This window comes from Bacillus sp. Nf3, from assembly GCF_003028545.1.
Classification (GTDB): Bacteria; Bacillota; Bacilli; order Bacillales; family Bacillaceae; genus Bacillus; species Bacillus safensis.
Genome location: NZ_PYUA01000001.1, coordinates 102,578 through 129,377, shown reverse-complemented (window position 1 = coordinate 129,377; position 26,800 = coordinate 102,578). Strand labels below are relative to the sequence as shown.

Genomic DNA, 26,800 nt, shown 5'->3' with positions numbered 1-26,800 from the left:
GAAAAAAATATAAAAAATGTGCTATCATGACTTTCGTTAGGGTATGAAATTGAAATTTAAGACATATATAGGAGGGATATTACATGAAGAAAGTTTATAAAACTCCACGTCTTGTTGAGATTCGTAATGTAGTTGTTGCTGGTGGACATTAATCTAATAAACCCCTTTTAGAAAAGGACAATAAAGGAGGTGAATCACATGAAAAAAGTTTATAAAACTCCACGTCTCGTTGAGATTCGTAATGTAGTTGTTGCTGGTGGACATTAATCCAATAAAACCCTTTTAGAAAAGGACAATAAAGGAGGTGAATCGCATGAAAAAAGTTTATAAAACTCCACGTCTCGTTGAGATTCGTAATGTAGTTGTTGCTGGTGGACATTAATCCAATAAAACCCTTTTAGAAAAGGACAATAAAGGAGGTGAATCGCATGAAAAAAGTTTATAAAACTCCACGTCTCGTTGAGATTCGTAATGTAGTTGTTGCTGGTGGACATTAATAACTGGTTTTTCATACCCTAACACTTTATGAAAGGAGTGTTCATTCTTTGCTGACTCATGATGAATGTTATTTATATAATGATTTTGTCAAAGAAAATCAACTATACATATACCCGTTGATAGGTAATAAAATTTTAAATCATACCCTTTCAGGTTCTGAAGAGACAATTGTTGATATGGGAACTGGTCCTGGTTATTTAACACATTATTTATGTAACAATTCAAATGCCACTATCTATGCTACTGACATTAATAAAACAATGTTAGAACTAGCCAAAAATCAAATAAATACATGTCTTAATAAAAAAAATGTGATTTTTGAAATACAAGATGTTCATTCATTAACGTATGCTAATGAATCAATTGATGCACTAGTTTCTTATTCATGTCTCCATCATTGGGTAGAGCCAGTAAAGGGATTAAAAGAGTGCTATAGAGTGCTAAAACCGGGAGGTAAAATCATCATTATTGATACTCACCCTATATCTTTACTCTCCTTGGATAGCCTAAAAAAGCAAATAGACTCAAAGTATATAAGTATTTTGGAGGAAGCCTTCTTAGAAAGCTATACTGAAAAACATGTAGGTGAAATGCTTACACGCGCAGGTATTTCAAATTATTCATTCCATCCTTTAGAGTTCTCTGTTGAAGAATTTATGGAAGTTATTGATGAAATTGGAGATATTCCAACAAGTATGGATACAAAGGAGCCAAAGCCACAATCTTGGTACCTTGTTATAGAAAAAAAGAATGGAGGGAATCCAAATGGAAAATAATACAATTCTCATAAAGAATCCTGATAATGTTACCAGAAAGTACTTAAAAGGTATCATTATCGAACCAGGCATGTCCCTAAATCAAGTCGCTGCTGATTTTTATGAACGAATTGACGGGCAAAGAGAGTTTATTTCAATAGTAACGGAAATTGCTGAAGAATATGATACAGATGTTCAAACTTGTATCGAAGACCTGCAAGCATTGAGTAAACAATTAATTGAAAAGGAAGTTGTATATGTAAAATGAATAAACTTAACAACGATATTCTAGAAAACATCTATAAAAACATTTCAATTAAGAGAAGCAAAACAATCGTTAATTACATTGCAATGCTAATGGCACTAGCGAGAGATAATGAACTAAACGAGGATGATTTAATTAATTGGATTCACAGTAAATTAAGTGGAATAGGATATTTTCAAGAAAAAAACCGTTTATTTACTCAAAACAAATTAGATGAATTTGTCTTAGAGTTTATTGAAGGAAGAGCACTATTATATGATGATATCAGCATAACTGAAACAAAACAAAACGAATATGTCATCAGTAGCAAACTGTGGTACAAAAAGAATCCACCTGAGAGTTTTTTTTATTTTGGTATTGACCCTGAAGATTTTTCGAACTATGCACAAAAACTTGCACAAATAAACGCCGAAAAACTAGGCATCTCAATCCATTTTTCTGAGGATCAAGCGAATGAAAAAGAAGTAGCCCATATCCAGCTGTCAAAAAAATGTCCTCTTTCAAAAGAATTGACAGTAACTCAGCCAAGTTCAAAAGACTTTTCGTGGTTAACATGTTTTTTCAATGAACATTGGGGTGGAACGACTATGGTGTCTAAAGGGACAACTTATAATGTTTTAAATGAAAACATTTTGTTGGCTAAACGTGAAGATTATATAGTAGGAATATTAGTTTATAAAATATTTAAAGAAGAGGCAGAAATCCTGACTTTGGAGGCTCTAGAAAAGTACCATGGTGTTGGAAGTAGATTACTTCTTGAGTTAGAACAAAATCTAAAAACACAAAATATATACTCTATTAATTTAATCACTAGTAATGATAACTTAAATGCAATTAGGTTTTATCAAAGAAAGGGATATTCTTTCAAAAACATCTATATTGGTGCAATTGATAAAGCAAGAATGGTTAAACCTACAATCCCCTCTATAGGAAATTACGGGATACATGTCAAAGATGAATTAGAATTTGAAAAAAGGTTGATACAATGACTATAAAAAGCAGATTGATTGTTATTGCGATTTCACTCGGAGTATTTGCTAGTTCAATGAGTACTACCATGTTATTTATAGCCTATCCTGAGCTAGTTCAATTTTATAATATTGATTATGAAGTCATGCAGTGGAGAAACATCGCTTTTTGGTCTTTCTTCGGGGTTTTCATGCCCTTTTTTGGCATCATGGCCAAAATGACAAATGTTAAAAAAATGTTTTTAATAGGGTTAAGCTTATTCACTATTTCTTGCTTGCTTAGTGCTTTTTCATCTAACTGGGGAATGTTCTTGGTAGGGCAATCTCTTCAAGGTTTAGCTGATGCTATGATTGTTCCAGTGCAAGCTGTGCTTATTAGAAGCATATTTAGTGAAGATAGAATTGGTTGGGCATTTGGATTACAAGGTTCAGTGATGGCTGCATCAGCGCTGTTAGGTCCATCATTAGGCGGTTTGATTATACAGAGTATGAGATGGCAAATGATATTTTTGTTACTAGGGCTAATTGGATTGATAGCACTTGTTCTAGGGTTAATGCTAGTTCCTAATATTGAAACATCAACTAAATTTATTTTTGGAAATTTACCTATAGTAGGAACTTTAAGCTTACTTATAACCTTTATATCCATTCAAGGAATATTTATTAGTGAAAGTGACGTTTGGATTTTATTTGGTTTTGCAGGTTTTGCTTCATTTTTGTACGTTGAATTTTTCAATAAAGTCCAAACAAAAATCATACCCCAAGATTTATGGAGTAATAGGCCATTTTTAATCAATGCGCTCAGAGGTTTTTTTATTTTTTTATCCATAAATGCTATTGCTACGTTTACCCCGATTTATTTTAGAATGTCTCAAGGATATGAAGCCAGTATAGTAGGCATGGTATTACTTGCAAGCCCTATCGTGATGATTTCACTAGGTGCATGGGGTGGAAGACGCGTGGATAAGTCATTAAATAAAACGATGATATTTGGTCTAACTTTATTATCAATATATAGTATTGGATGCATTCTCCCCGGTGAAAACTCTTTTCATTATGTATATTTTGTCTTGGTGTTCATTATAGGTGGTATTGGTGCTGTAATGGTGCTGCCGGCTCAAAATAAAGTAGCCTTAACTTCTTCACCAAAAACTGAAACAGGAACCTATATGGGATTATTTCAGATGGTTCAATTTACCACGGCAAGCGTAGCGGGTGTCTTGTTTGCTCCAATCATACAATCATCAACGAATACAGAAATATCAGTATCCGGTTATCAGGTGATTGGTGTCACCTCTACTGTATTCTTTCTCTGCTCAATGCTTATTGTAATTATAGAAGCGAAAATAAATAGACGAAAAATAGTAGATAATAATGGAGAAATTCAACTTAATAATAAGGAATGATCATTAATGTGCGGAATAGTTGGATTGGTTAAATTTCATTATGATGTTACTTCACATGAAGTTCTTTCTATGAAAAACATGTTGGAAGAAATCAATTACAGAGGTCCAGATGGAGAATTTTATCATATAAACGGAAGAGAAGCATTCGGATTTTGTAGACTTGCGATAAATGATATTACTCATGGTCATCAGCCCTTCGCTAATCATGACGAATCTATTATTGTCATGGTTAATGGTGAGATATACAATTATCATGATCTAAAAAGCAAACTAAAAAGAAAACGAGCTTTCCGTAGCCGGTCAGACTGTGAAATTGCATTATACTTATATGAAGATTATGGAATAAATTTCTTGAATTTTTTAAATGGAATGTTTGCAATCAGTATTCTAGATAAAGTTCAACAGAAGCTTTATCTTATAAAAGATAGGTTTGGCATTAAACCTTTGTTCTATAACTTTACGGGAGAACGTATTATCTTTGCATCAGAAATTAAAGCTTTATTGCAATATCCTAATTGTCCACGCACATTTGATTGGATGGAAGCTTTAAGTGATTCTTGGTTAGCTGGGCATGTTTCTAATAACATAACGCCCGTGGGGAGCTTTTTTTCAGGGATTGAAAATATACCAGGTGGACATTACATCGAAGTGAACCTCAGAAATAAAACAGTGAATACAAAAGAATATTGGAACATAACCAAAATTCCTATACATCACCTATCGAAAAATAAAATCATAGAGAAATATATAAATCTTTTAGACACTTCTTCAACAAAATGTTTAATGAGTGATGTAGATATAGGTTTATTTTTAAGTGGTGGTATTGATTCTGTGTCAATAGGTCATTTTGTAGCAAAACATACAGAGATCAACAGCTTTTCTGTTGTAAGTAGAAGTACCATTATTAACGGGGATGCAGAGTATGCTTTAAAAGCCGCACAGCATTATCATTTTAATGAACACTTTGCTGATTTTAATGAGTATACTATGGACTATAGTATCGATGATTGGAAATCTCTTTTATGGTTATGTGAGAGTCCTTATTGTAGTGCCGAGCAGCTCTATAAATATCATCTTCATAAATTCGCAAAACACTCCAATCCAAATATAAAAGTAATATTAACTGGGCAAGGTAGTGATGAATTTAATGGTGGATATAGCCAACTTTTTTCTGAAAGGGATCCAGCCTGGGCCACTTTCATGCAATCGTTAAAGATTTTGGATAAAAACAAAGAAAAGAATTTACTGAATGACCCGATTAATACATGGGATAATTTATTTCAAGGAAGTTTATTAAAAAATAACTTTTTTAAGACCAAAAACAATCCTTACTTAAACTATGTTTATTCCAAGTATAGAGATATTCAGATGTATAACTGCTGGATGGAAGACAGAATTGCTGCTGGTAACCATATAGAGAATAGGGTTCCTTTCTTAGACCACAATCTCATTGAGCTAACACTTGGTGTTGAAGAAAACAAGTATGCTGATCTTTTTTTTGATAAAAACATACTTAGAGAAGGTCTTCTAAAATATACAGATATTCCCGAAACATTAGTGAAGAGACCTAAAGTTCCATTTTTTTATGGGAAAGGGGTTAAGTCTACTAGAAATTTAATTTTGAATATCCTAAAGAAGAATAATTATGAAATAATTGATTATGCTTTTAATAAAAATAGTTTTGTTAATATAGATTCCATCTATCAATTTGCAAAAACCATTGAAAATCATCATGACTTAGAAAATATTGAGTTCTTAACACGGTTAATCAATATGGGAATGTTAGAACAAATGTCGAGTGATTTATCGGTAAAAGTTAAGAGCACAAATAAAATTAGCATTCCACCAAAAAGAAATATACACAAGTTACACTTAAACCAAGACGATGCTCTAACGATTAATACATTACACGTTCCAATACTAAAAGAAAACATAGATGTTTTAATGCCTTTGCAAGAGGATAACTTATTATATATCACTATTAATAATAGCATTGAATACCTTGTTGATTCACGCGATGATTATGAATGGTTTACCTTTTTAAGTAAAATCAATGGCATCAAATCCATAGAGGATATTTTATCTCAAAATAATCTAAAATTTGAAGATATAAAAGAAATACTTGAAGAAGCAATATCACTAGGTATTATTGAATTGAAGATCAAAACTTCTCTTCAAAAGCTTAAATAAATATATTCGAAGAGCATATGATTTACTTGAACCACGCAACAATTTAAAGTGTGGTTTATTTTTTGTTCAATTTTATCTTTTTAATAAAAAAAGGCATTATCACCATTATGTCCCCCTAAAGAAGACCCAAAGAATGATAATGCCTGATTCAAATTGTTTTCACCCTTACGAGACACCATATGTTATTAAAGGATAGAAACAATATTTTCTCTGTTTAGTAATCCAAATGTTCACCATTCGTCGCAATCACTTGTTTATACCAATCGAAGCTTTTCTTTTTCTTTCTATCTAATGTACCGTTTCCTTCATTATCACGGTCGACATAAATGAAGCCGTAGCGTTTTTTCATTTCAGCCGTTGATGCGCTGACTAGGTCAATTGGGCCCCAGCTTGTATAACCGATCAGGTCTACTCCGTCTGCGATGGCTTCTCTCGCCTCTAGCAAATGGCTTCTGAGATAATCAATTCGGTAATCGTCTTGAATTGATCCGTCTTCTTCTACTTGATCGACAGCACCCAATCCATTTTCTACGATAAACAATGGCTTTTGGTAGCGGTCATACAGCTGATTCAGTGTTGTACGAAGTCCTTTCGGATCAATTTGCCAGCCCCAATCACTTGCTTCTAGATAAGGGTTTTTCACACCTTCAAATAGGTTACCACCAGTAACTTGTTCAAGGACCTTTGGATCCGTACTGGTCACAAAACTCATATAATAACTGAAGCCAATATAGTCAACTGTATGGTTTCTTAAAATGTCTTCGTCCCCGTCTTGGAACTCAATGTTGATGTTATTTTCCAGGAAATAACGTTTCATGTAACCTGGGTAGTAGCCTCTTGCCTGTACATCTGAGAAGAACAATGTTTTACGGTCTTGCTCAATTGCAGCAAACATATCCTCTGGTCTTGAGCTGTACGGGTATGTGGTCATCGCTGCAATCATACAGCCAATTTTTGCATCTGGAATGATTTCATGTCCTGCTTTAACAGCCAGAGCACTTGCAACAAATTGGTGATGCGCTGCTTGATATTGAATGCTTTTCTCGTCTTCTCCTTCTTCAAATACAAGCCCGCCACCAGTGAAAGGTGCATGTAACACGACATTGATTTCATTGAAGGTCATCCAATATTTCACTTTATCTTTAAAGCGAGTGAACAATGTTTTAGCGTATGTTTCATAAAGATCCACAAGCTTACGGTTTCTCCATCCACCGTAGTTTTTCACAAGTGCAAGCGGCATTTCATAGTGAGAGATCGTAACAACTGGCTCAATTCCATGCTTATGCAGTTCATCAAATACTTTTTCATAAAAAGCGAGACCTGCTTCATTCGGTTTCGCATCGTCGCCATTTGGGAAAATACGCGGCCAAGATATGGATAGTCTGAAGCTCTTGAATCCCATTTCTGCAAAGAGTGCAATATCTTCTTTATAGCGATGGTAGAAATCGATGGCATCATGATATAAGTTAAGGTCTTTCATTGATTCATCGAATGGGTGCATAATACCATTTGGCGATACATCAGCTGTCGATAAGCCTTTTCCATCTTTATTATATGCGCCTTCAATTTGGTTGGCTGCAACAGCACCGCCCCATAAGAAACCTTTAGGAAATGTTTTTTCTAACTTGTTCATGTTGAATACCCTCCTCTTTTTCTTCTACACTGACTGTAAGCAGTGTCTCTTTCACTGTAATCGCTCCATCTGTTTTCGCATCAACTTGAGCATAATCATTTGTGTTGGTCACAATAACAGGAGTGGTCACATCATAGCCTTCTTGCTGAATACCCTTGATATCAAATTCAACGAGCACATCCCCTGCTTGTACAAGATCACCGGACTGCACATGACTTGTGAAATACTTTCCGTCAAGTTTTACCGTGTCAATCCCGACATGAATAAGAAGTTCTGTGCCTTGGTCACTCTTCAAGCCAATGGCATGTTTTGTGTGGAAAATGGTTTCAACCTTGCCGTTGAACGGTGCAACAACGCGTCCAACAGTTGGTACAATGGCTGCACCTTTACCCATGATTTCATTAGAGAATGTTGCATCATTTACTTGATTGAGTGGCTTTAGCTGACCTTCAAGCGGGCTTTGTACAACTTCATTTTGAAGTGCTCCTGTGTCTTTCTTTTCTTCTGATTTGTCTGCTTTTGTATCTTCTTTTACTGGTACATCTTTAAAGCCTAGAACAAGTGTCATGATCGTTGCTACAACAAATCCGATGACTAAACCGATGATTGAGTAGACAAATGTTGGTCCAATGAATGTTGGGAGACCTGGGAGGCCTGCTGATCCAGATATCACATATGATTTTACTTTAAAGATCGACATGAACACGCCGCCTGCTGCTGCACCAATGAGGGCTGCAAGGAACGGTTTTTTCAATCGCATGTTCACACCATACATAGCAGGTTCAGTAATACCCATTAAGGCTGTGATACTTGTAGACATCGCCAATGATTTGAATGTTTTGTTTTTTGATCTTAAGAAGACACCGAATGCTGCGCCTGCTTGTGCCATATTCGCTACAAACATCATTGGAAGAATAAAGTCAAAACCGTTTAACGTAATGTTGTTAATCATGATTGGAAGCAGTGCATAGTGCATGCCCGTAATGATCAATGGTGACATGAATCCGCCTATCAAGAGCCCTGCCAAAATACCTGCATGTTTAAACAATAAATCAATTCCACCTGAAAGGCCATTTCCGATAATTCCACCAAGCGGTCCAACCGCGATAAGCATAACTGGTACAACGACAAGAAGTGTGACTGTTGGAACAAGGATGATCTTTAATGATTTTGGACTATATTTTTCCGCAAATCTTTCAACATATGAGCCGAGCCAAATGGTAAGTAGAATTGGAATCACCGATGAAGAGTACACAACGGCAACCACTGGCAAGCCGAGAAATTCTGTATTTCCCGCACCCAGTAAAGCGGTTAACTGCGGGTGCAGTGCTGCTGCTGCAATGGCAGCTGCGATATACTGATTTGTACCAATTTTTTTGGCTACGCTTACAGCAAGTAGAATCGGTAAGAAGTAAAAGGCTCCATCTCCGATAGCTGTTAAAATCGCATACGTGCTGCTTTTATCTGATATCCACTGAAATGTGAGCATCAGTGCCAAAATCCCTTTGATCATACCGGCTCCAGCGATGGCTGGGAGAATTGGTGTGAAGACACCAGAGATAAAATCGAAAAGCTTTGATATCACATTTTGTTTTGATGCTTCTTCTGTACCGCTTGATTTTACATCTGTTGATAACCCAGAGTCAGCAATCATTGCTTGATAGACGTTTGATACATCGTTACCGATAATGACATGGTATTGACCGCCGCTTTGATTCACACCCATGACGCCGTCTGTTGATTGCAGCTTTTCTTTATCTGCCTTGCTTTCATCGTATAAGTTGAAGCGAAGTCTTGTCATACAATGTGTGACTTGCTTAACATTTTTTTCACCGCCGACAAGTTCTAGCACTTCTTTTGCTGTTTGTTTGTGGTTCATTGTGTTACCCTCCAATCGTTGATTTCATCTTGATATAGAAAAAACCTAAACATCCATTAATGTCCGAGAAATAGTGATTCAGACATTAATCGATATTTAGGTTTTGCCTGCTTAACCAGTAACAATCCTTCATAGCGATTGATCGTTATTTAATTTTTATAAGTCTTTAGATATAAAAAAACCTAAATCATGCCTTATCAAAGATAGGGACAATGATTTAGGTTTTGCCTGCTTGACCAGTAACAATCCTAAAAGATTGTGGGTTATTTAGTTTATAGTTATAAATTATCATGTTAATTTTGTGATGTCAACGCTTTCTTTTTGAATTTATTTTCTTTTTATTACTCTGTCTATATGCAAAGTTAAATATAACATTTCATCTTCTATGAGACTTCGGTTGTATTCTTTTTGAACATACTCGTTAATTTTTTCTGCGCATTGAAAAGCTGCAGTGTTTTTCTCTTTTACCACTTCATACAGAAACTCATTTTGATTTTCCATTTGAGTTTCGTTAAACAGACGCTGCCCAAAAAACTTCAAATGCGTCACAAAACGGAAATAATTTAATGATTCCTCGTCTAAATCAATTTGAAAGTGATACTTAACGATGTTTAAAATATCTTGAATGAGTTTGGTGATTTGAATAACATTTGGCATTTCCTCATTGAGCTCTGCATTGACAATATGCATGGCAATAAAGCCCGCTTCATCCTCAGGAAGATGGATGCTCAGCTTGTCCTCAATGATCCGAATAGCTTCTAAACCACATCTGAACTCATCTTTATACAGCCGTTTGATTTCCCAGAGCAAGGCATTTTTGATGTCCATTCCTTTTTGATGACGTTCAATGGCAAAGGTGATATGATCCGTCAACGTCACATAGATGCTGTCATTTAGATTTTTGTTAAGCGTTGTTCTCGCATGCTCAATAATCGACTCACACACTTGCATATACTCGATTGGAATATCATAAAGCAGGGTTTTGAATTTTTCTGATATATCTTTATTTTGAATAGAAAATACCTTCTCAATTCGTTCTTCGTCAATCGGATCTCCGCTTTTCTTTTGAAACGCGATCCCTCTGCCCATAATGACCAGCTCATGCTGCTCGTCATCATACGCACTGACAACATTATTATTGATTACTTTCGAAATGATCAATTGATACCCCCCAGTACATTCCGCTTTTTCGAGCATTTTATCGTTGATTGATATGTCATGTTATTATTATTTTCAAAAAAGAGGACTTTAAGATGATTTTACATTTTTTTTTGATCCGGTCAACTAGAAAGAATGACATATTACCTCTCAAAAATGACGAAATAGGGGCAAAAAAGTCTAAAAACATACACAAAAACACTCTATAAAGAGTGTTTAAAGTGTGTTTTTTACAAAATCAGGAGCAGTCCCAATTATAGACAACATTCTCGAAATTTTTTCGTTTGAGGTCTTCTGGTTTGATAAAAAAGTTGGCGATTCCGCAATCTCCCCACAACATATCTACTTCATCATCTGAGTCAATTTGCAATAACAGAACGGTATGTTCTTGATCTTCATAAGTACGCGGGTCTTCTTGTGTAAACCCTGGATACCCGCCCAATTTGTGACCAAAGCCACTCGCTGTTTCATAGAATTCATCCAACAGGGTATCTGCTTCATCACCATCAATACCAACTGCATCTTCGAAAAGGTCCCAGCTATGCTTTCCTGTGACTTTTTCAAAACGGAAATCTCCTACACTGATCGTTTCGCTTGCTAATTCACCTGTAATTGCGCCTTCCTTCGTAACGGGAAAATAAAAATCGTCTGGAATTTTCACAAAAGAAAAATCGGTCAATAACTCTTCTTCTGCTAAGAAAGGTTCTTCAATAAATTTGATCCGGAAATCTTTTTGTTCTGTTTTATGGTCAATATTCATTCCATAAAGATCATCATGCACAGAAATAAAGACTTGCAAAAGTCCTGTTTCTGGATAATCTTTCAGCTTCGGAAGCTGGCCGAAATTAATTTGTGCCAAAAGTTTCATAGGATGCCCTTCGCCATCAACCGGATATTCTTCGTTTTTGGGGAAGTAAGGATCTCCAGCTATTTTGCTGTCGTATGGTCCTGTTTTTCCTTGTTTCATCTGTAATTGAATCATTGGTTTTTCCGTTTTATCTAACAACGGACGGTAGGGTGCAAGTATTTCTTTCAGCTTCGCTGATTGTGTCACGATGATCTTCCTCCTTATGAATAGGTCTAATGACAAAACTAGTCTCTCTTTTTCTATCATACAGAAGTGTATCCTGCCTGTCAGCGATAAAACGGTCATAATTCTAACAAGTTTCTCACCTTGAAATGATAAAAAAACCTCCAATTCAGCTGGAGGTTTTGTCGTTCTTTTATTTCACTTGATAGTTCACTAAGTCGTTTGCCAATGATTTCATTGTTTCGTTTGTTTCATGAAGACCTTCAATAATTTTTGTAAAAGTGCCAACAAGTTCTGCCTGATGCTCAGAGGAAGCGACAATTTGCGCAATTTCTTCTTCCATTCCTTTGATCGATCCCTGCACATCTTTTAGGGCTGTTTCAATATCAGTTGTCGCCTGTTTCGCGTGAGTTGACAGCTTTCTCACTTCTGTTGCGACCACTCCAAAGCCTGCTCCTGCTTCCCCTACTCTTGCAGCTTCTATTGATGCGTTAAGTCCAAGTAAGTTCGTTTGATCAGAGATACCTTTAATGAGATTAGACACTTGATTGATTTTAGAGGAATTTTCGACAGTGGTTTTCGTATTTTGTAGAATTTGTTCACTTGTCGCTTGTAGTTCCTCTGAATGTGCGGCAACCTGCTGTACCATTGCGACTAGTTTTTCGGAAGCTTCATTGCTCTCCGTCATGATGTGCTCTAATCGTTGTTGATTGGTTTGGTCATAGGCCACACAGAAGGCAGCAACCACTTGACCTGATTCATCAGTAATTGGAACGGCTACGATATCCATTGGAATCCCGTATACTTCTTTCGGAATTTGGATAAACGATGGTTCTCTCCCATTTTTCAGCATCGCAAAGTTTTGGAATCCAGGATCTACTGTATCACCAGCTTTAAATCCTAAATCAATATTCCCATGTTGCTGATAATAAAGAACCTTCTCTTTCCCTAAAACAGAAAAAGTTAGCTGTTCTCTCATAGCAAGTCCAATGATTGGTAAAGCGTCTATTATGTTATCAATTCTCTGTGACATTCGCTTACGTTCATCCTCTCTTTTTCTCAGTACACCTTCTTTATCGGTTCGTTATATGATCTATTACAGCCTGTAATGTGTACTAATATCAATCAAATGACCTAAGGCATATAAAAAGCCCACATTCTATCTAGTGAATGTGGGTGTTTTTTAAAAAAAGTAAATGCACATAAAGACACTGATACCGATGAGAAAAAGATACATGTAGTCAATCCATGAGGTGCTGATGATATGATAATACGTTCGCTCTCTCGTCCCTGTGAAGCCCCTGGCTTCCATCGCAATCGCTAAGCGCTCTGATTTTCGTACACCTTGTGTAAAAAGGGGTAATGCATAACGCATAAAGGCTTTCCAGCTGTTTTTTTGCTTGTAGCCTCTGATTTTATGTGCAGCTTTCATTTGTTTTAATTCACTTTGAAATAACGGAATAAACCGGAAGCCGGCAAGCATTCCATACGCCCATTTTGGGGACATTCGGCATTGGTGAATCAGACTCATCATAAATGCCGTCAAATCGGTTGTGGACGTAAAAAGGAGACCAAATGTCACAAATCCAAGCATTCTGAAAGCGATGGTGAGACCATTTCTTAAACTCTCCTCCGTGATATGAAACCACGCCCACTTCCAAACAGTATGATCCCCCTTGCCAAATGCCGCCATCATCCAAAAGACGAGAATAAAAAAGAGCAGATAAGGGACAAGCCTTGTGATGAGATACTTCATATTCCATCCACCTAAAACAAGTCCAATGCCAAGAGCAAACAGCCAGATGATAAAGGTTGTTTTAGGATCAGATATCGCCATGAGGCAGCCCATCGCAAGCAGGTGAGCGAGTAATTTCATGACTGGATTCACAGTAGAAAGAAAGGAATGATTACTTTGCAATTGTCAGCACATCCTTTCTTTCTGCCACATAGCGATAATGTAAGGGAGCTTTCAGCTGATAAGCATCGACAAGTTCCTGATTTGAAAATAGATCATAAGGGGGACCATCATATACATGCTTGCCTTGATGAAAAAGAAGCACTTGATCGGCACATTCATCGACAAGCTCCATATCATGTGTAACCATCACAATGGTCGTGCCTTGGCGCTGCCGTTCTTTTAAACGCCTCATTAATTCCTTCGCTGTTTTTTCATCCTGACCGAAAGTCGGTTCATCTAACAGCAATACATCTTGATCAAAAAGGAGCATCGTGGCAACACTCAATCTTCTTTTTTGCCCTAAACTTAAGGTGAAGGGATGTGCTTTTGCATGCTTCTCTAAACCGAACTCTTTCAGCAGCTGGGCCGTTTTTTCTTGTACGACTGATTCTGGCCAGTTGCGCTGTCTGCCGCCAAAAGCAATTTCATCGAATACTGTGTCTTGTATAAATTGAAGCTCCGGATTTTGAAACACAAAGCCTGCTTTTTCATAGAGTAGTCGGTCAGACCATTTTTTAAGGTCTGTTTCTTTTAAGAAAATATGACCTTTTTTAGCTGGCTCTAAGCGGATCAAATGTTTGAGAAACGTACTTTTTCCGCTCCCATTTTCTCCAATAATCGCCACCCAATCTCCTGCTTTGATATCAAGCTGAAGGTTACTCATAATCCTTTTTTTCCCGTAGCTTAATTGAAGATTTTCTGTACGAATCATTGTCTCTCGTTCGATTGACGGCACTTTTTCATGCTGCGCTTTTCTTGCTTCATAGGTTTGCATAAAGGTTTGACTCAGTGGATGAAATGGATCTTGAATAATCGTGGACCATTTCTCGGGAAATAATTTTGGCCGCCAAATTCCTGCCTCTTTCATTTCTTCCTCATATGTCACGAGCACATCTTTTGGAGCTCCATCTGCTAAAATGCTGCCTTGATCATCTAATAAAATTACCCGATCCATCCATTCGATGACTCCGTCAAGCACATGCTCTACAAAAATCATGGTTTGCTGCTGATCGGCTGCAAGCTGCTGCAGCAGTTGAAATATGTCCATTCTACCTGCCGGGTCAAGCTGTGCGGTTGGTTCATCAAAGAATAGAACATCCGGCTGTAATGCTAGTAAACAAGCAAGTGCCAATCGCTGCTTCATGCCGCCAGATAAAGTGTGAATCTCTGTATGCGGATCGACATCCAGTTGGACTTTTTGCATGAGCTGCTGAATGATGTCATCCATCTCTTCACGTGGGACGGAACGATTCTCTAAGCTAAAGGCAATTTCTTCATTGACGCGGTGCATACAAAACTGAGAGTCTGGATCTTGAAACATGACGCCTGTATGTCTTTGTAACACCACTTCGCCCTGCATGTCAGCTTCCACATGCTCTGGAATGATTCCAGCCAGAACCGAAATGAGCGTGGATTTCCCGCTTCCGCTCGGTCCTAAAATAAGCACCTTTTCCCCTTTTTGAATCGTAAGAGAGATTTGATGCAAAACTGGCTTAGGCTGTTCATAAAAACGGACAGTCAGATCATTGCACGCGAGAAATGAATTCATGCTGTTCACCTTTATTTCGTTTTTCTTTCATGATGGCATATTGATTGAGTACACCAGTTTTGGATAGTGCGTCCACCACCACTTTCGCAAGGCATCCGCCAAGTATCATTCCACTAATGATTTGAGTCACAAGCGTCATAAGTAAAACTTGAGGCGTATAATATCCGAAGCCATTTGCCACGAGACTGTACGCCATCGCTCCGATAGCGGCAAAGGCACCAGACAGCATCAGTGTCCACATGCGGTATCGTTTATACCCAAAAAGAGCGAAGGCGATTTCTGCCCCAAGCCCTTGGCATACACCAATCAGCAGAGCTGAAAGTCCGAAGTGGCTGCCTGTCAATAATTCCACAGCCGCGGCAGCTGTTTCCGCAATCAGGGCAGCCCCCGGCTTTTGAATGATATACGCAACGATTGGACTGGCAATGACCCATATTCCAAACATGATATTGCCTCCTGCTGGGCCAACAAGTGCTGTAATCGGTAAGTAAAGTGTGGACCATCCTAAATAGATCACACCGCACGCAACGGATAAAATCACGGCAAGGACGACTTCTTTCATCTTCCATGTCATGATGTATGCACCTCCAGTTGAACTGGCCACTCTTCAACAGTAAAGGCCATTTCCCAAAACTTGTACTCGAGCTGGCAGCTTAAGATAAAATGCTGTTTCATTTTTTCCTTTTCCTTCTCACTTGCTGCTTCTGCCAATTGATCGAGCCGTTTGCAAAGCTCACCTGTGACAGAATCGGTTAACCCTCCATAAAACGTGATCCATTCATAAAACGGATGTGACAGGTCTGGCTGCACATCTGTGAGCATTCGTTTCCCTATTTCCCAATATGTCCAAGGACATGGAAGCAGGACAGCGATGATTTCACCAAGCGTACCTTCCTGTGCGACTTGCAGCATGTGATGAATATAGTGATGAGCACTCGGAGCCAAAGAAGCACCTTGGAGCTCATCATATGCTACTCCTGCCACTCGGCAAAGGTTTTGATGAGGGTGCGTTTCACTATCTAGTACAAACGCAATCTGCTGATGAAAAAACGCAATATCCTCTCTGTCTGTACATTTGCTGAGCGCTGCTGCATAAATTTTAATGAATGCTTGTAAGTATTCTGCATCCTGTTTGACATAATGAATGATCTGTTCCTTTTCCAGCTTTCCTGCTGCCAGGCCTCTAACGAACGGATGCTGATAAATGGCTTCAAATAACGGTTCTGCTTCTTTCCTTAATTGCGTAGAAAATGTCATAAAAAAAGCCTCCTCTTCTTCAGTTGAATAAATGAAAAAGCCACCCCAAATGGAGCGGCCTTCTTATCGATTCAATCATGAATAAGACAAGGTCCAGCTCCACTTCCCTCCGCTAGTACGAACTAGATCAGGTTCAAAGGGTCCAAGATTTTCTCTTGTCTCAGTCATACATGACTCCCCTAGTGGACTTTTGTCATTTAATTATCTTTACTCTACACATGTGGCGATTTGATGTCAACCGCCTTCTTAATTCAACGTTCTGATTGTTGGCAGTTTCTCGATTCCTGCAGCATAGTAGAAATTCAACACACTGAAGAAATCAATTGGCTTTCCTGTTTTTAAATCTACAGCTAAAATATGATCACCGTAATTTGTCATATCATCAATATCTAAGCGTCTTGGTGTTGTCTTCCCAAGTGTATCAACAAAGCTACTATGGTAGTACTGCCCGCTAGCAAACGATGATTCATGATACATAAATAAAGTCTCCACATCTAAGTAGACGAGAATGGCCTCTGAGGAACTTGCGTATGGAGCAGAGTACGACACTGGTGCCGAAATACTTTTCACCTTCACACTGTCAACAGAATGAGTTCTCTGTTCATATTTTCCATCATATGAGAAGTAAAATACACGCTCCCATTTATAATCGGCGGTCTTAGATTGTTTGTTATACACTTTTGTACCATTTGCGAAAACATCCCCATTGGCATACGTAGCGACAAAGTATTGCAATGTTGATGACAGGGATTCAGCACCTGTGAAATTTGGTGGGTTTTTGGCATTTACCTGTAATGTATATGAGTCTCCAAAGTCCCCACCACTGGTAATACCAAACGCATAATCACCCGCTGGTAAATTGCTTAACGCAAGCAGACTGCCTGCCGGTTGAATAAGATCCGTTGGGTAGGCTTGTCCTGTTTCATAATCAACAACAAACAATTGAACGAAATAATCAGGGTTTGAAGAAGTAATCCGGCTGATGAGTGCCTGAGGTGAAGATGTGCTTAAAAACCATAAATCAACTGGGTCTTCCTCTGTTAAGACAGCCGATTGATTTATGGCTAGTCCATCAATGGAGCGAACGGCAGACGTGCGCATTTTGCCATCTTTAGCAGCTTTTCGTTTGATACTGATTCCTTTCTTCTTATTCACTTTAAATGATTTTTTCACTTGCTTCTGTTGGATAGCGGTTCCTTCATCCTGCTTCAAAAACGACTCTTGCACTTGCTGAATCGCTTTTTCTGTCAGGAGTGATTGTTTCCCACTTGATTTTGGTGCTTCTTCTGCTTTTAATGCTGGTGAAAACAAACCTGTTGCGACGAGTAAAACAGACAGTAAAGCTGCAGTGATTTTGACATAAAATGCTCTCACAGGAACATCCCCTTTTCCTCATTTGGGTTTTTTACCCTGTGATAATTTTACCATTATTCCAATCATTGTTTTGGTCTTTTTTGGGACATTTTTATAACAAAAAAACCAGCCGCATCAGTAACGGCTGGTTTTTGATCGTTTTATGCAATAGTTTTAACAAACAAACGTGCTGTTTCTGCACTTGATCCTGGGTTTTGTCCAGTAATGATTTGTCCGTCAACGACAGCAAATGGCGCAAAGGCATCTCCTTTTTCAAACGCTGCCCCCTGCTCACGAAGTTTTGTTTCCAATAAAAATGGAACCTTTGATGTCAGCTGCACGGCTTCCTCTTCTTCGTTGGTGAAGCCTGTGATTTTTTTGCCTTCGATAAATGATTTGCCATTTTCGTCCTTCACATCAACGAATGCTGAAACACCATGACAAACGGCTCCGATCGAACCATTTTTATCTGAAACCGCTAAGATCGCATCCGCTACCAATTGATTAGACGCAAAGTCGATCATAGGGCCGTGTCCCCCAGCAAAGAAAATGCCGTCATAATCAGCTGGATTCACATCTGTAAGCGCCTTTGTGTCTTGAAGTAGTTCATACACATCTTGATATTGCGCTGGGACACCTTCAGGAATTGAATTTTTGTCAATTGGTACAGTGCCACCTTGAATAGAGACAATTTGTACTTCTAGTTCATTTTCTTTAAAAATATGAAATGGCTCTGCTAACTCTTCTAACCATAAGCCTGTTGGATGTCCATTCATTTCTGGGCTGCTTGTCGATACTAATAACACTTTCTTACTCATCTTGATCATCCTTTCGATTTATCCTGTGGTTATTTTATATTTTGCACAATTAAATATCAAGCAATATGACTTTGGGTCAGTTCTTTATGTTATACCCGATTTTCTAAAAAATATGGTATGACTCAAAATCTAATCAATATGTCACATTCTATTGGTAGGGAATTTCATGTAAAATTGTCATTGAGTGATATAATATGAGGAAAGATTGACAGATCTCTCGTGTCACATGAGGGGATTTTTAAAGGAGTGGAAAAAGAGATGAAAACCTATTCGATTGTGATGATCATCATCACGCTCTGTATTATATTGGCCGTCTTTTTGATGAACCTAACAGGGGTCATGTACGGAAAAATCATTTTGGCCGTTGCTGTTGCCCTTTGTCTGACATCCATTATTCGTTTGATGGGACTTCGAAAAAGATAAAAGCCGCCCTTTTCTAGGGGCGGCTTTATTTAAGATTAGATCGCCAGCATCAGTGCAATTAATGCAAGAAGCGCTGGTACTCCTTGTTTGATGATAATTGATTTATTGGATGTTACACCGCCAAATACTGCTGCGATGATCACACAAAGAATGAAAAATAGCTGAATCATATATCCAACGGTATTCGATCCAAGAATGAGTCCCCAAATGAGTCCTGCTGCTAAAAACCCGTTATAAAGCCCCTGATTAGCAAACATCACTTTGACATTTGGATCTTTTTGCAAGTGTTCTGGCAGCTTAAAAGATCTCTTCGCCATCTTTGATTCCATAAAAAACATTTCTAATAACATGATGACAATGTGTTCTAATGCGACAATTCCTACTAAAATCATTGCTAAAATATTCAATTTAGTTAATTCCTTTCTGATAGACGTTCACGAATTTCTATTTTATCCGTGTATAAATCAAAGTCTTGTATTAATTCTAGCGCTTCTGTAAAGCGACTTTGTGGAATGTCTTTCATTTTTCTCACGCCGAATTCCTTTTTAATAAAAGCCATGATGGTATTGATATGAAGCTTACCATGACCATCATACTCCAAATGGCTGCAAAAAGTCTGCATCGTCCCTCGAATCACCTTTAATTGCTTGGCAGTGACATAACTCATTGGTAACGCTCATCCTTTCCTTTGTTTTAACAGCTAAAAGAATCATGGTTGAAAGAAAAACCTTCCAGGCTCTATTATATAATGGTTTCAATCGGATATCAAAATAAAAAAGAACAGACATTCGATTAAAAACCAAATCGTGTCCTTATAATCCTTTTCTCACATATCAAAAAGCCGGATTCAATAGTAGAATCCGGCTTTCTATTTAGTTACTTTTCGAAATTAACACCTTTCCAACAGAACGATCCTTACTTTGTCCAACGACTTTAAAGGATAATCCATAGTTCGGTACATCGCGTCCTGCATCTGGGTTATTTGGATTCACATAGTTCTTTTTATCACTAAATGTACGAGCCGGGCGAATGTAGCGATCTTGCAAAGTTAAGCCCGTTGTTGCTGTATAATCGATATTCAGCTTCGTACTTGGATTCAAAGAGAATGCTGCATCATGTACTTGGAAGCCTGTGGCGGCAATGGAACCGTCACTCCATTTTAATACTTGCTGATCTGCATCTACTACGCCAAGGAAGCCGTTCCCCGGATGCTTTCCAACCCAGTTATCACTGTATGATTGATCGACTAACCACACGACCAAACCGTTATTATAGCTCATCAGACTTGCACCGCGTTTAATATGCTTTAAGCCTTTATCGACATCAGCATAAGAGCGCCACTCTAGTAAATAGTATTGTGCTGCATATTGTTTCCCATTAGATTTTGAGAATCCATTAAAGGTAAAAGTAGATGTATCCTCGGCATCATCTGACCATACGTTTGTTCCATCTGCTTTGACGTTCAGATCATCTACAAATAAACCTGGAAGTGAATAGCCTGCATCGGTTGTGTAACGGAATTGCAGGTCGATTTTCTTCCCTGCATAAGCAGACAGGTCAAAGGATGCATCTACCCAGCCGTCTGATTTTCCATCGATGCCATTGCCTTCGTTTGCACCTGCTTCATTTCGATCATTCGTGATGTTACCCGCGATGGTCTTCCATTGATCAGTCCCTGTTTCACGCACTTCGACATACGCATAATCATAATCTTCTTCAATATCGTACCACGCTTTAAATGTCAGCTCTGCTTTGCTTCCTTTTGATAAATCAATACCTGTTGTCGTCATGGTTGCATTCAAATTGTCACCCGTTCCGCTGAAGTACGAATATTTTCCTTGAGCAGGTGTCGTGACGACAATCTCTTTATCTGGTAAATCGACTCGAACGGCATCATGGTTCGTTCCTTTTGTTGCTGCTTCATCAATTAAGACGGTTTTGCTTTTCTTTAATGTTTTACCATCGATGGTTTGTCCAGAAAGCCAGTTGCCCCCATGCAGATTTTGAAGCATTTCTTTCGCATATGGGCTAAAGCCTGTTGGTTCCGTTCCAGGAACTTTACCTGCCCAGCTTCCGCTTGACATGATCGACCAATAAGAAACGGGCTCTCCGTTGCCTGTGTACTGTGTATCGTACTCGTCAGGAAGACCAAGATCATGTCCAAATTCATGTGTAAACACACCTGCTGCGCCATCTTCAGGCTCAATGGTGTAATCCAATGCGCCTAATTTCCCTCCTTGTCCGACTTCAGATTCAGTATCCGGAATTTCAAATACATCGCCAAGTGACCAGCGGTGTGACCAAATCGCATCAGCGCCAAGTTGTCCGCCGCCTGCTTCTTCACCTACACCCGCGTGAACGACCATCAGATGGTCAATGATGCCGTCTGGCTCGTTATAAACACCGTCGCCATCAATATCATAGCGGTCCCATTGATCATACTCGCCGAGATCAACATTCGGATCTTTGGCTGCTGCTTCGAGTGCTTCTTTTACCAATTCGCGCGGTCTGCCGTCACTGCCTGAATCGTCAGGTACGTTCCCGCCGTAATATGCTGCTTCATGCTTCGCTGTATACCATCCTGCAACTGTTCCACTGACTGTGTAACTGCCGCCGGATTGCTTTTCATAATATTGCTTCATGGATACTTTTCGTTTCCCATCTGGACCGATGTAGCCATTTTTTCCGAAAAGCATATCTTGATAATGCTGTTGATCAAACTTGTCATAATACATATCAGTCTCTTCTTTTTTGATACTATTATGCTTATAATCTTTAAAATCTACTAATAAAACCAATACCTTATCATTGCGGACGTCACCTTTATACTTTTCCTTTTTGACCGGTTTTACTTGATTGCCTTCTTTTCCTTTATGCTTCTTTAACTTTTTCTTTTTGGCAAGTTTGTTATGTACCTCTTGTTTGTATTCTTTGAGGAATTCAGGCTCTTCTGTTAAAGTGCTGGCACTTTGTTTCATTGCCGATTCTTCTTTTTTCTTTAGATAGTTCTTTAATGCTTTTTGGGTTTCTGCCTCATTGGCATTCTTTTTGATCTTTCCTTGTTTTTTCAAGGCTTTGACGAGACGGTCTTCATTTACGACGCTTGAGTCAAATGGAATACCTGAATAGTGACCGCCGTCAGAGGATGTTGATTTTTCTGTGGTGTGGGCAGATAGAGGGGTGCTGAAAGCTGTCAATGTGCCTAAACTTAGCACAGCGGTTAGTGCAATTTTCGTCCATTTCCCTTGTTTCATATTGGTTCCTCCCTATTTTGGTAATAAATAATATCTAATTCTAGCATATTCCAATATAGTTAAGTCGAAAAACATTTTATTTTCAGAAATTTTGTGGAAAATGCACAATACGTGAATGAAATGGGTGAAACCATATGTCGAAAATAAAAGAACCCTAGGCGATAATCGCCTAGGGTGTTTGTTGTTTTTCTATGAAAGCTGCTGGCCTTGAAAGGCAACCACGTCAAGTGGAGCGGCTAAGAATTCTTTTGCCTTCGCTACGAAAGCCTGGAAATGAGCACTTGCATTATGGCTTTGAACCGCAGCGTCATCTTTCCAGACTTCTACCATTAAAAAGGTATTTTCCTTATCTGTATCCTTGAACAGCTTGTAGGAAACATTGCCTTCTTCAGCCTGTGAAGCTTTCATTAATTCGTTGATTTCTTCTAAAAATACGTTTTCTTTTTCTGGATGAATGGTCATCCCTGCATGAATAATAATCATTTGATCGTCTCCTTTTGAAAAGATATTATTTCCACTCAGCAATACGATCAACCGGTAAACGGTAAGATGCATAGCCTTCGTCAGCTGCTTTCCCAATTGATAGCAGCATGACTGGTACATAACGTTCTTTATCCCAGCCAAATGTTTCAGCAATTACTTCTTTATCATATCCGCCAATTGGATTTGTATCATAACCGTGTGCACGTGCAGCAAGCATAAGCTGCATAGACACAATTCCACCGTCAATTAAAATTGTTTCGCGGTTCACTTGCTCTGGAAGAACCTCAAAGTGTGCAGTTAATGCAGCAATTTGTCTTTCTTTCACTTCTTGCGGCATGTAGCCATGCTCTACTGCTTTTGAATAAATTTCTTCTAAGTATTCATCGCTTTTCATATCTGCAAAAACTGCAATGACAGCTGCTGATGTTGACACTTGTGTTTGGTTGAATTTTGCAAGTGGTGCAAGCTTTTCTTTTCCTTCTGGGCTGTCAATCACCATGAAGCGCCAAGGCTGTGCATTCACTGATGATGGTGCAGTTGTTGCTTCTTCTAAAATCTCTGTCATTTCTTCTTTGCTGATTTTCACAGATGGATCATAGTTACGAATAGAGCGGCGCCCTTTCATAATTTCCATAAAATCGTTTGTTTTTAATGTTGTAGCCATGTGTAACACTCCTTTAGGTTGTTTGAATCTTTTCGATGTTTTGTTGTATACGGATGAGCACATCAGTGAGAAGCCTTCGTTCTTCTTCACTTACGTTTTCAAGCATTTCTGAGATAAATCGTTCTTTTTCTATTTTAGAAGCTTCGATTCTTGTTCTGCCTTCGTCTGTTAAGCGAACAAGTGTGACTCGATTATCTTCTGGTTTTCTTCTGCGTGTGACCATTCCTTTTGTTTCTAACTGTTTTAAGTGACGCGTCACAGCTGCACTATCAATATTTACTTTTTTCTGCAAATCTGATTGGCTGATTTCATCGGCTTGGAATAACAGCGATAGCAACTCAAGTCTTGATTGGCTGATGCCCGTGCATGCTTCGAACTTCACGCCCATCATACGGTTCACGCACTGCAAACGATATAATACCTCTGCCTCTTCAGAGCAAAATGCAGTCAATGCCATCCCCTCTTTTCTATTCGGAAATCAATTACTTGATATATCAATCATTGACTCGTCAATTAATATACACCCATTGTTTGATGATTGCAAGAGGTTTGTTTCATAAAGTGAATTTTTTTATTTCAATAGAAAATGACGAGCATAAAAAAAGACAAAAGCGACGAATCACTTTTGTCCTTTTTCTTTATTCAGTAATGACCGTGTGGATCAAAGTTGGTGCATCGGCATGATCAGCGATGCGGATGTTGTCATAAATTTTCTCCATGACATTTGCAACATCTTCTCGATTCGCATGCAGTGTCACAAGTGAATCTCCTTTTTCAACACGATCGCCCACTTTTTTGTTCAGCATGATGCCGACAGATAAGTCGATATCGTCCTCTTTTGTTGCGCGTCCTGCTCCAAGAATCATCGCTGCAACACCGATTTCGTCCGCGACGATTTCAGCTACGACACCTGATTCTTTTGCAGGTACTTCGATTTTGTAAGGTGCTTGCGGCAGTTTTTCAGGCTGATCCACAATTGAGCTGTCTCCACCTTGGTTTTCTAAGAATTCCTTGAATTTCTCAAGTGCTTTGCCGTTTTTCATCACTTCAATCAGCTTTTCTCTTGCTTCATCAAGTGTGTCTGCTTTTTTCGCAAGAACGACCATTTGACTTCCTAATGTGAGCACAAGCTCGTTTAAGTCTTCAGGACCTTCGCCTCGAAGCGTATCAATCGCTTCTTTCACTTCAAGGGAATTTCCAATCGCTAATCCTAGCGGCTGAGACATGTCAGAGATGACCGCCATCGTTTGTCTGCCAACGTTGTTTCCGATGCGCACCATGGCTTTTGCAAGCTTCTCAGAGTCTTCTGGTGTTTTCATGAAAGCACCTGCACCTGTTTTTACATCAAGTACGATTGCATCTGCACCAGCAGCGATTTTCTTACTCATAATGGAGCTTGCAATAAGCGGAATTGAGTTAACCGTTCCTGTCACATCACGAAGAGCATACAATTTTTTATCAGCTGGTGTCAGGTTGCCTGATTGGCCAATGACCGCTACTTTATGACGGTTCACGAGCTCGATGAATTCGTCTTTTGTAATTTCTACGTGGAAGCCTTTGACCGCTTCAAGCTTGTCCACTGTACCGCCTGTATGCCCAAGGCCGCGCCCAGACATTTTCGCAACAGGTACATCAAGTGCCGCAACAAGAGGAGCGAGTACAAGTGTTGTTGTATCGCCTACACCGCCTGTTGAGTGCTTGTCTACTTTAATACCCTCAATGGCAGACAGGTCAATTGTATCTCCTGAGTTCGCCATAGCGAGTGTTAAGTCAGCACGTTCTTGATCCGTCATATCTTGGAAGAAAATCGCCATAGCCAAGGCACTTGCTTGGTAGTCAGGAATTGTTCCATCCGTATAACCTTTGACAAAGAAAGAAATTTCCTCTGAAGATAATTCTTTTCCGTCACGTTTTTTCGCAATGATATCTACCATTCTCATTGTTTTCACCATTCCTTTTTTAAAATTAGAAAATTAAACCGACAACGCCTGCTGTTAAGAAGCTGACTAGAGTTGCGCCGAATAACAGCTTTAATCCAAAGCGTGCAACAACGTTTCCTTGCTTTTCGTTTAAGCCTTTGACTGCTCCAGCAATGATACCGATAGAAGAGAAGTTCGCAAATGATACAAGGAATACAGAAATGATCGCTTCTGTACGAGCAGTGAAATGCAGACCGTCTCCAGATAGTGCGAGCATCGCAACAAATTCATTGGATACCATTTTGGTTGCCATAATGCTTCCTGCTTGTACCGCTTCACTCCAAGGTACACCGACAAGGAACGCAAATGGAGCAAAGACATATCCAAGTACATCTTGGAAAGAAACACCAATGACTGCTGTAAAGATACCGTTAATCATCGCAATTAATGCAACGAATCCAATCAACATTGCAGCAACAACAATTGCTACTTTGAAACCATCCATAATGTATTCGCCAAGCATTTCGAAGAAGGATTGTCTTTCTTCCTCGACGACTTCAAGCATGTCTTCGTCCTTAGACACTTCATATGGATTGATGATCGATGCGATAATAAATCCACCAAATAGGTTCAGCACAAGTGCTGTAACCACGTACTCTGGTTTAATCATTTGCATGTACGCACCAACAATCGACATCGAAACCGTCGACATTGCAGATGCACATAATGTATAAAGACGCTGCTGTGGTAATAATCCAAGTTGTTTCTTAATAGAAATAAAGACTTCTGATTGACCTAAAATCGCAGACGCTACTGCGTTGTAAGATTCTAGTTTCCCCATACCGTTTACTTTACTAAGCAAATATCCGATTCCGCGTACGATAAGCGGAAGAATACGCCAATGCTGCAGGATACCGATTAACGCCGAGATAAAGACGATCGGCAGTAAGACGTTGATGAAGAAAGTTGACGCTTTATCATTCATTAACCCGCCAAATACAAAGTTGATTCCTTCGCCGGCATAGCCTAGAAGCATTTGGAATCCTTTTGCAAAGCCTCCGACTAGGAAGTTTCCAACACCTGTATTGAGCAGAATATAACCTAAAATAAATTGCAGTACAATCATGACAATTACTGGACGGAATTTCACTCGTTTTTTCCCATTACTAGCCAGCCATGCAATAGCGAGAATCACTAGCAAACCGATGATACCAATGACGTATTTCATGTTTTTCCTCCTTGAATGAATTCGTTTACATTAATGCGCTTGTATGGAACAAACCCTATTTCGTAAACAAAACGCGGAAGAAATTCCCAGAAGTGAGATCCTTCCGCATATGA

Annotated in this window: 25 protein-coding genes and 1 riboswitch; of the genes, 6 read left to right on the top strand and 19 right to left on the bottom strand. The window is 38.8% G+C overall.

Features of this window, described 5'->3' with window-relative positions; translation table 11 throughout:
* The first annotated feature begins 545 nt into the window (after nt 1-545).
* Genes C9414_RS00600 through asnB form a run of 5 tightly spaced genes read left to right on the top strand, consistent with a single transcriptional unit; the run spans nt 546 to nt 6,082 of the window.
* Nucleotides 546-1,274 (top strand): class I SAM-dependent methyltransferase, encoded by a 729-nt coding sequence (locus C9414_RS00600; RefSeq protein WP_107162843.1) that lies wholly within the window; start codon nt 546-548, stop codon nt 1,272-1,274.
* The gene (locus tag C9414_RS00595; protein ID WP_047202924.1) at nt 1,264-1,521 is read left to right on the top strand and encodes a PqqD family protein; all 258 of its coding nucleotides are present in this window, start codon (nt 1,264-1,266) and stop codon (nt 1,519-1,521) included. The genes C9414_RS00600 and C9414_RS00595 overlap by 11 nt, the downstream gene beginning before the upstream one ends.
* A complete protein-coding gene (locus tag C9414_RS00590) occupies nt 1,518-2,507 on the top strand; it encodes a GNAT family N-acetyltransferase (RefSeq protein WP_107162842.1) in 990 nt (329 codons plus the stop codon). Before C9414_RS00595 ends, C9414_RS00590 begins: the two co-directional genes overlap by 4 nt.
* Nucleotides 2,504-3,892: an MFS transporter gene (locus C9414_RS00585; RefSeq protein WP_047202922.1), complete on the top strand. Its 1,389-nt coding sequence runs from the start codon at nt 2,504-2,506 to the stop codon at nt 3,890-3,892. The genes C9414_RS00590 and C9414_RS00585 overlap by 4 nt, the downstream gene beginning before the upstream one ends.
* Nucleotides 3,893-3,898: 6 nt before the next feature.
* Nucleotides 3,899-6,082 carry an asparagine synthase (glutamine-hydrolyzing) gene (asnB, locus tag C9414_RS00580; protein WP_107162841.1) on the top strand — a complete coding sequence of 728 codons (2,184 nt, stop codon included), beginning with the start codon at nt 3,899-3,901 and terminating at the stop codon, nt 6,080-6,082.
* Between the two features lie 214 nt (nt 6,083-6,296).
* Here the strand turns inward: asnB and bglH are convergent, their stop codons facing one another.
* The 11 genes from bglH to C9414_RS00525 all read right to left on the bottom strand — a co-directional run bounded on the left by bglH (nt 6,297) and on the right by C9414_RS00525 (nt 18,716).
* On the bottom strand, nt 6,297-7,715 hold the full coding sequence (gene bglH, locus C9414_RS00575) for an aryl-phospho-beta-d-glucosidase (RefSeq protein ID WP_107162840.1): 1,419 nt from the start codon (nt 7,713-7,715) through the stop codon (nt 6,297-6,299).
* Nucleotides 7,687-9,594 carry a beta-glucoside-specific PTS transporter subunit IIABC gene (locus C9414_RS00570; protein WP_107162839.1) on the bottom strand — a complete coding sequence of 636 codons (1,908 nt, stop codon included), beginning with the start codon at nt 9,592-9,594 and terminating at the stop codon, nt 7,687-7,689. The genes bglH and C9414_RS00570 overlap by 29 nt, the downstream gene beginning before the upstream one ends.
* Nucleotides 9,595-9,921: 327 nt before the next feature.
* Nucleotides 9,922-10,755, bottom strand: a complete 834-nt coding sequence (licT, locus tag C9414_RS00565; RefSeq protein WP_047202918.1) for a BglG family transcription antiterminator LicT — start codon at nt 10,753-10,755, stop codon at nt 9,922-9,924.
* Between the two features lie 235 nt (nt 10,756-10,990).
* Nucleotides 10,991-11,806 (bottom strand): YwqG family protein, encoded by an 816-nt coding sequence (locus C9414_RS00560; protein WP_107162838.1) that lies wholly within the window; start codon nt 11,804-11,806, stop codon nt 10,991-10,993.
* A 169-nt stretch (nt 11,807-11,975) separates the two neighbouring features.
* A complete protein-coding gene (locus C9414_RS21270; RefSeq protein ID WP_257218432.1) occupies nt 11,976-12,431 on the bottom strand; it encodes a methyl-accepting chemotaxis protein in 456 nt (151 codons plus the stop codon).
* A gap of 534 nt (nt 12,432-12,965) precedes the next feature.
* On the bottom strand, nt 12,966-13,700 hold the full coding sequence (locus C9414_RS00550) for an energy-coupling factor transporter transmembrane component T family protein (RefSeq protein ID WP_058838430.1): 735 nt from the start codon (nt 13,698-13,700) through the stop codon (nt 12,966-12,968).
* Nucleotides 13,690-15,288, bottom strand: a complete 1,599-nt coding sequence (locus C9414_RS00545) for an ABC transporter ATP-binding protein (protein ID WP_107162837.1) — start codon at nt 15,286-15,288, stop codon at nt 13,690-13,692. Before C9414_RS00545 ends, C9414_RS00550 begins: the two co-directional genes overlap by 11 nt.
* Nucleotides 15,263-15,862 carry an ECF transporter S component gene (locus C9414_RS00540; protein ID WP_025093768.1) on the bottom strand — a complete coding sequence of 200 codons (600 nt, stop codon included), beginning with the start codon at nt 15,860-15,862 and terminating at the stop codon, nt 15,263-15,265. Before C9414_RS00540 ends, C9414_RS00545 begins: the two co-directional genes overlap by 26 nt.
* Nucleotides 15,859-16,545, bottom strand: coding sequence for a thiaminase II (gene tenA / locus C9414_RS00535; RefSeq protein ID WP_047202913.1), 687 nt, complete (start codon nt 16,543-16,545; stop codon nt 15,859-15,861). The genes C9414_RS00540 and tenA overlap by 4 nt, the downstream gene beginning before the upstream one ends.
* 87 nt (nt 16,546-16,632) lie before the next feature.
* Nucleotides 16,633-16,736: riboswitch (TPP riboswitch) on the bottom strand.
* A 55-nt stretch (nt 16,737-16,791) separates the two neighbouring features.
* Nucleotides 16,792-17,919 carry a hypothetical protein gene (locus C9414_RS00530; RefSeq protein ID WP_107162836.1) on the bottom strand — a complete coding sequence of 376 codons (1,128 nt, stop codon included), beginning with the start codon at nt 17,917-17,919 and terminating at the stop codon, nt 16,792-16,794.
* 140 nt (nt 17,920-18,059) lie between these two features.
* Nucleotides 18,060-18,716 carry a type 1 glutamine amidotransferase domain-containing protein gene (locus C9414_RS00525; RefSeq protein ID WP_047203550.1) on the bottom strand — a complete coding sequence of 219 codons (657 nt, stop codon included), beginning with the start codon at nt 18,714-18,716 and terminating at the stop codon, nt 18,060-18,062.
* 258 nt (nt 18,717-18,974) lie between these two features.
* Between C9414_RS00525 and C9414_RS20080 the strand changes: the two genes are divergently transcribed.
* Nucleotides 18,975-19,139 carry a hypothetical protein gene (locus tag C9414_RS20080; protein ID WP_003214630.1) on the top strand — a complete coding sequence of 55 codons (165 nt, stop codon included), beginning with the start codon at nt 18,975-18,977 and terminating at the stop codon, nt 19,137-19,139.
* A gap of 35 nt (nt 19,140-19,174) precedes the next feature.
* Here C9414_RS20080 and C9414_RS00520 read toward each other — a convergent pair whose 3' ends face one another.
* The 8 genes from C9414_RS00520 to C9414_RS00485 form a co-directional block, all read right to left on the bottom strand.
* Nucleotides 19,175-19,546, bottom strand: coding sequence for a DUF1304 domain-containing protein (locus tag C9414_RS00520; RefSeq protein WP_034281380.1), 372 nt, complete (start codon nt 19,544-19,546; stop codon nt 19,175-19,177).
* A 5-nt stretch (nt 19,547-19,551) separates the two neighbouring features.
* Nucleotides 19,552-19,806 carry an ORF6C domain-containing protein gene (locus C9414_RS00515; RefSeq protein WP_047203551.1) on the bottom strand — a complete coding sequence of 85 codons (255 nt, stop codon included), beginning with the start codon at nt 19,804-19,806 and terminating at the stop codon, nt 19,552-19,554.
* Between the two features lie 205 nt (nt 19,807-20,011).
* Nucleotides 20,012-22,393: an immune inhibitor A domain-containing protein gene (locus C9414_RS00510; protein ID WP_107162835.1), complete on the bottom strand. Its 2,382-nt coding sequence runs from the start codon at nt 22,391-22,393 to the stop codon at nt 20,012-20,014.
* 189 nt (nt 22,394-22,582) lie between these two features.
* Complete coding sequence (locus C9414_RS00505; protein WP_039182626.1) at nt 22,583-22,876, bottom strand: putative quinol monooxygenase; 294 nt, start codon at nt 22,874-22,876, stop codon at nt 22,583-22,585.
* Between the two features lie 25 nt (nt 22,877-22,901).
* Nucleotides 22,902-23,540: a nitroreductase family protein gene (locus C9414_RS00500; protein WP_039182629.1), complete on the bottom strand. Its 639-nt coding sequence runs from the start codon at nt 23,538-23,540 to the stop codon at nt 22,902-22,904.
* A gap of 13 nt (nt 23,541-23,553) precedes the next feature.
* Nucleotides 23,554-23,997 (bottom strand): MarR family winged helix-turn-helix transcriptional regulator, encoded by a 444-nt coding sequence (locus C9414_RS00495; protein ID WP_080772274.1) that lies wholly within the window; start codon nt 23,995-23,997, stop codon nt 23,554-23,556.
* 181 nt (nt 23,998-24,178) lie between these two features.
* A complete protein-coding gene (locus tag C9414_RS00490; RefSeq protein WP_039182634.1) occupies nt 24,179-25,480 on the bottom strand; it encodes a pyrimidine-nucleoside phosphorylase in 1,302 nt (433 codons plus the stop codon).
* A 25-nt stretch (nt 25,481-25,505) separates the two neighbouring features.
* Nucleotides 25,506-26,687, bottom strand: a complete 1,182-nt coding sequence (locus C9414_RS00485) for a NupC/NupG family nucleoside CNT transporter (RefSeq protein WP_034281385.1) — start codon at nt 26,685-26,687, stop codon at nt 25,506-25,508.
* Between the last annotated feature and the right edge of the window lie 113 nt (nt 26,688-26,800).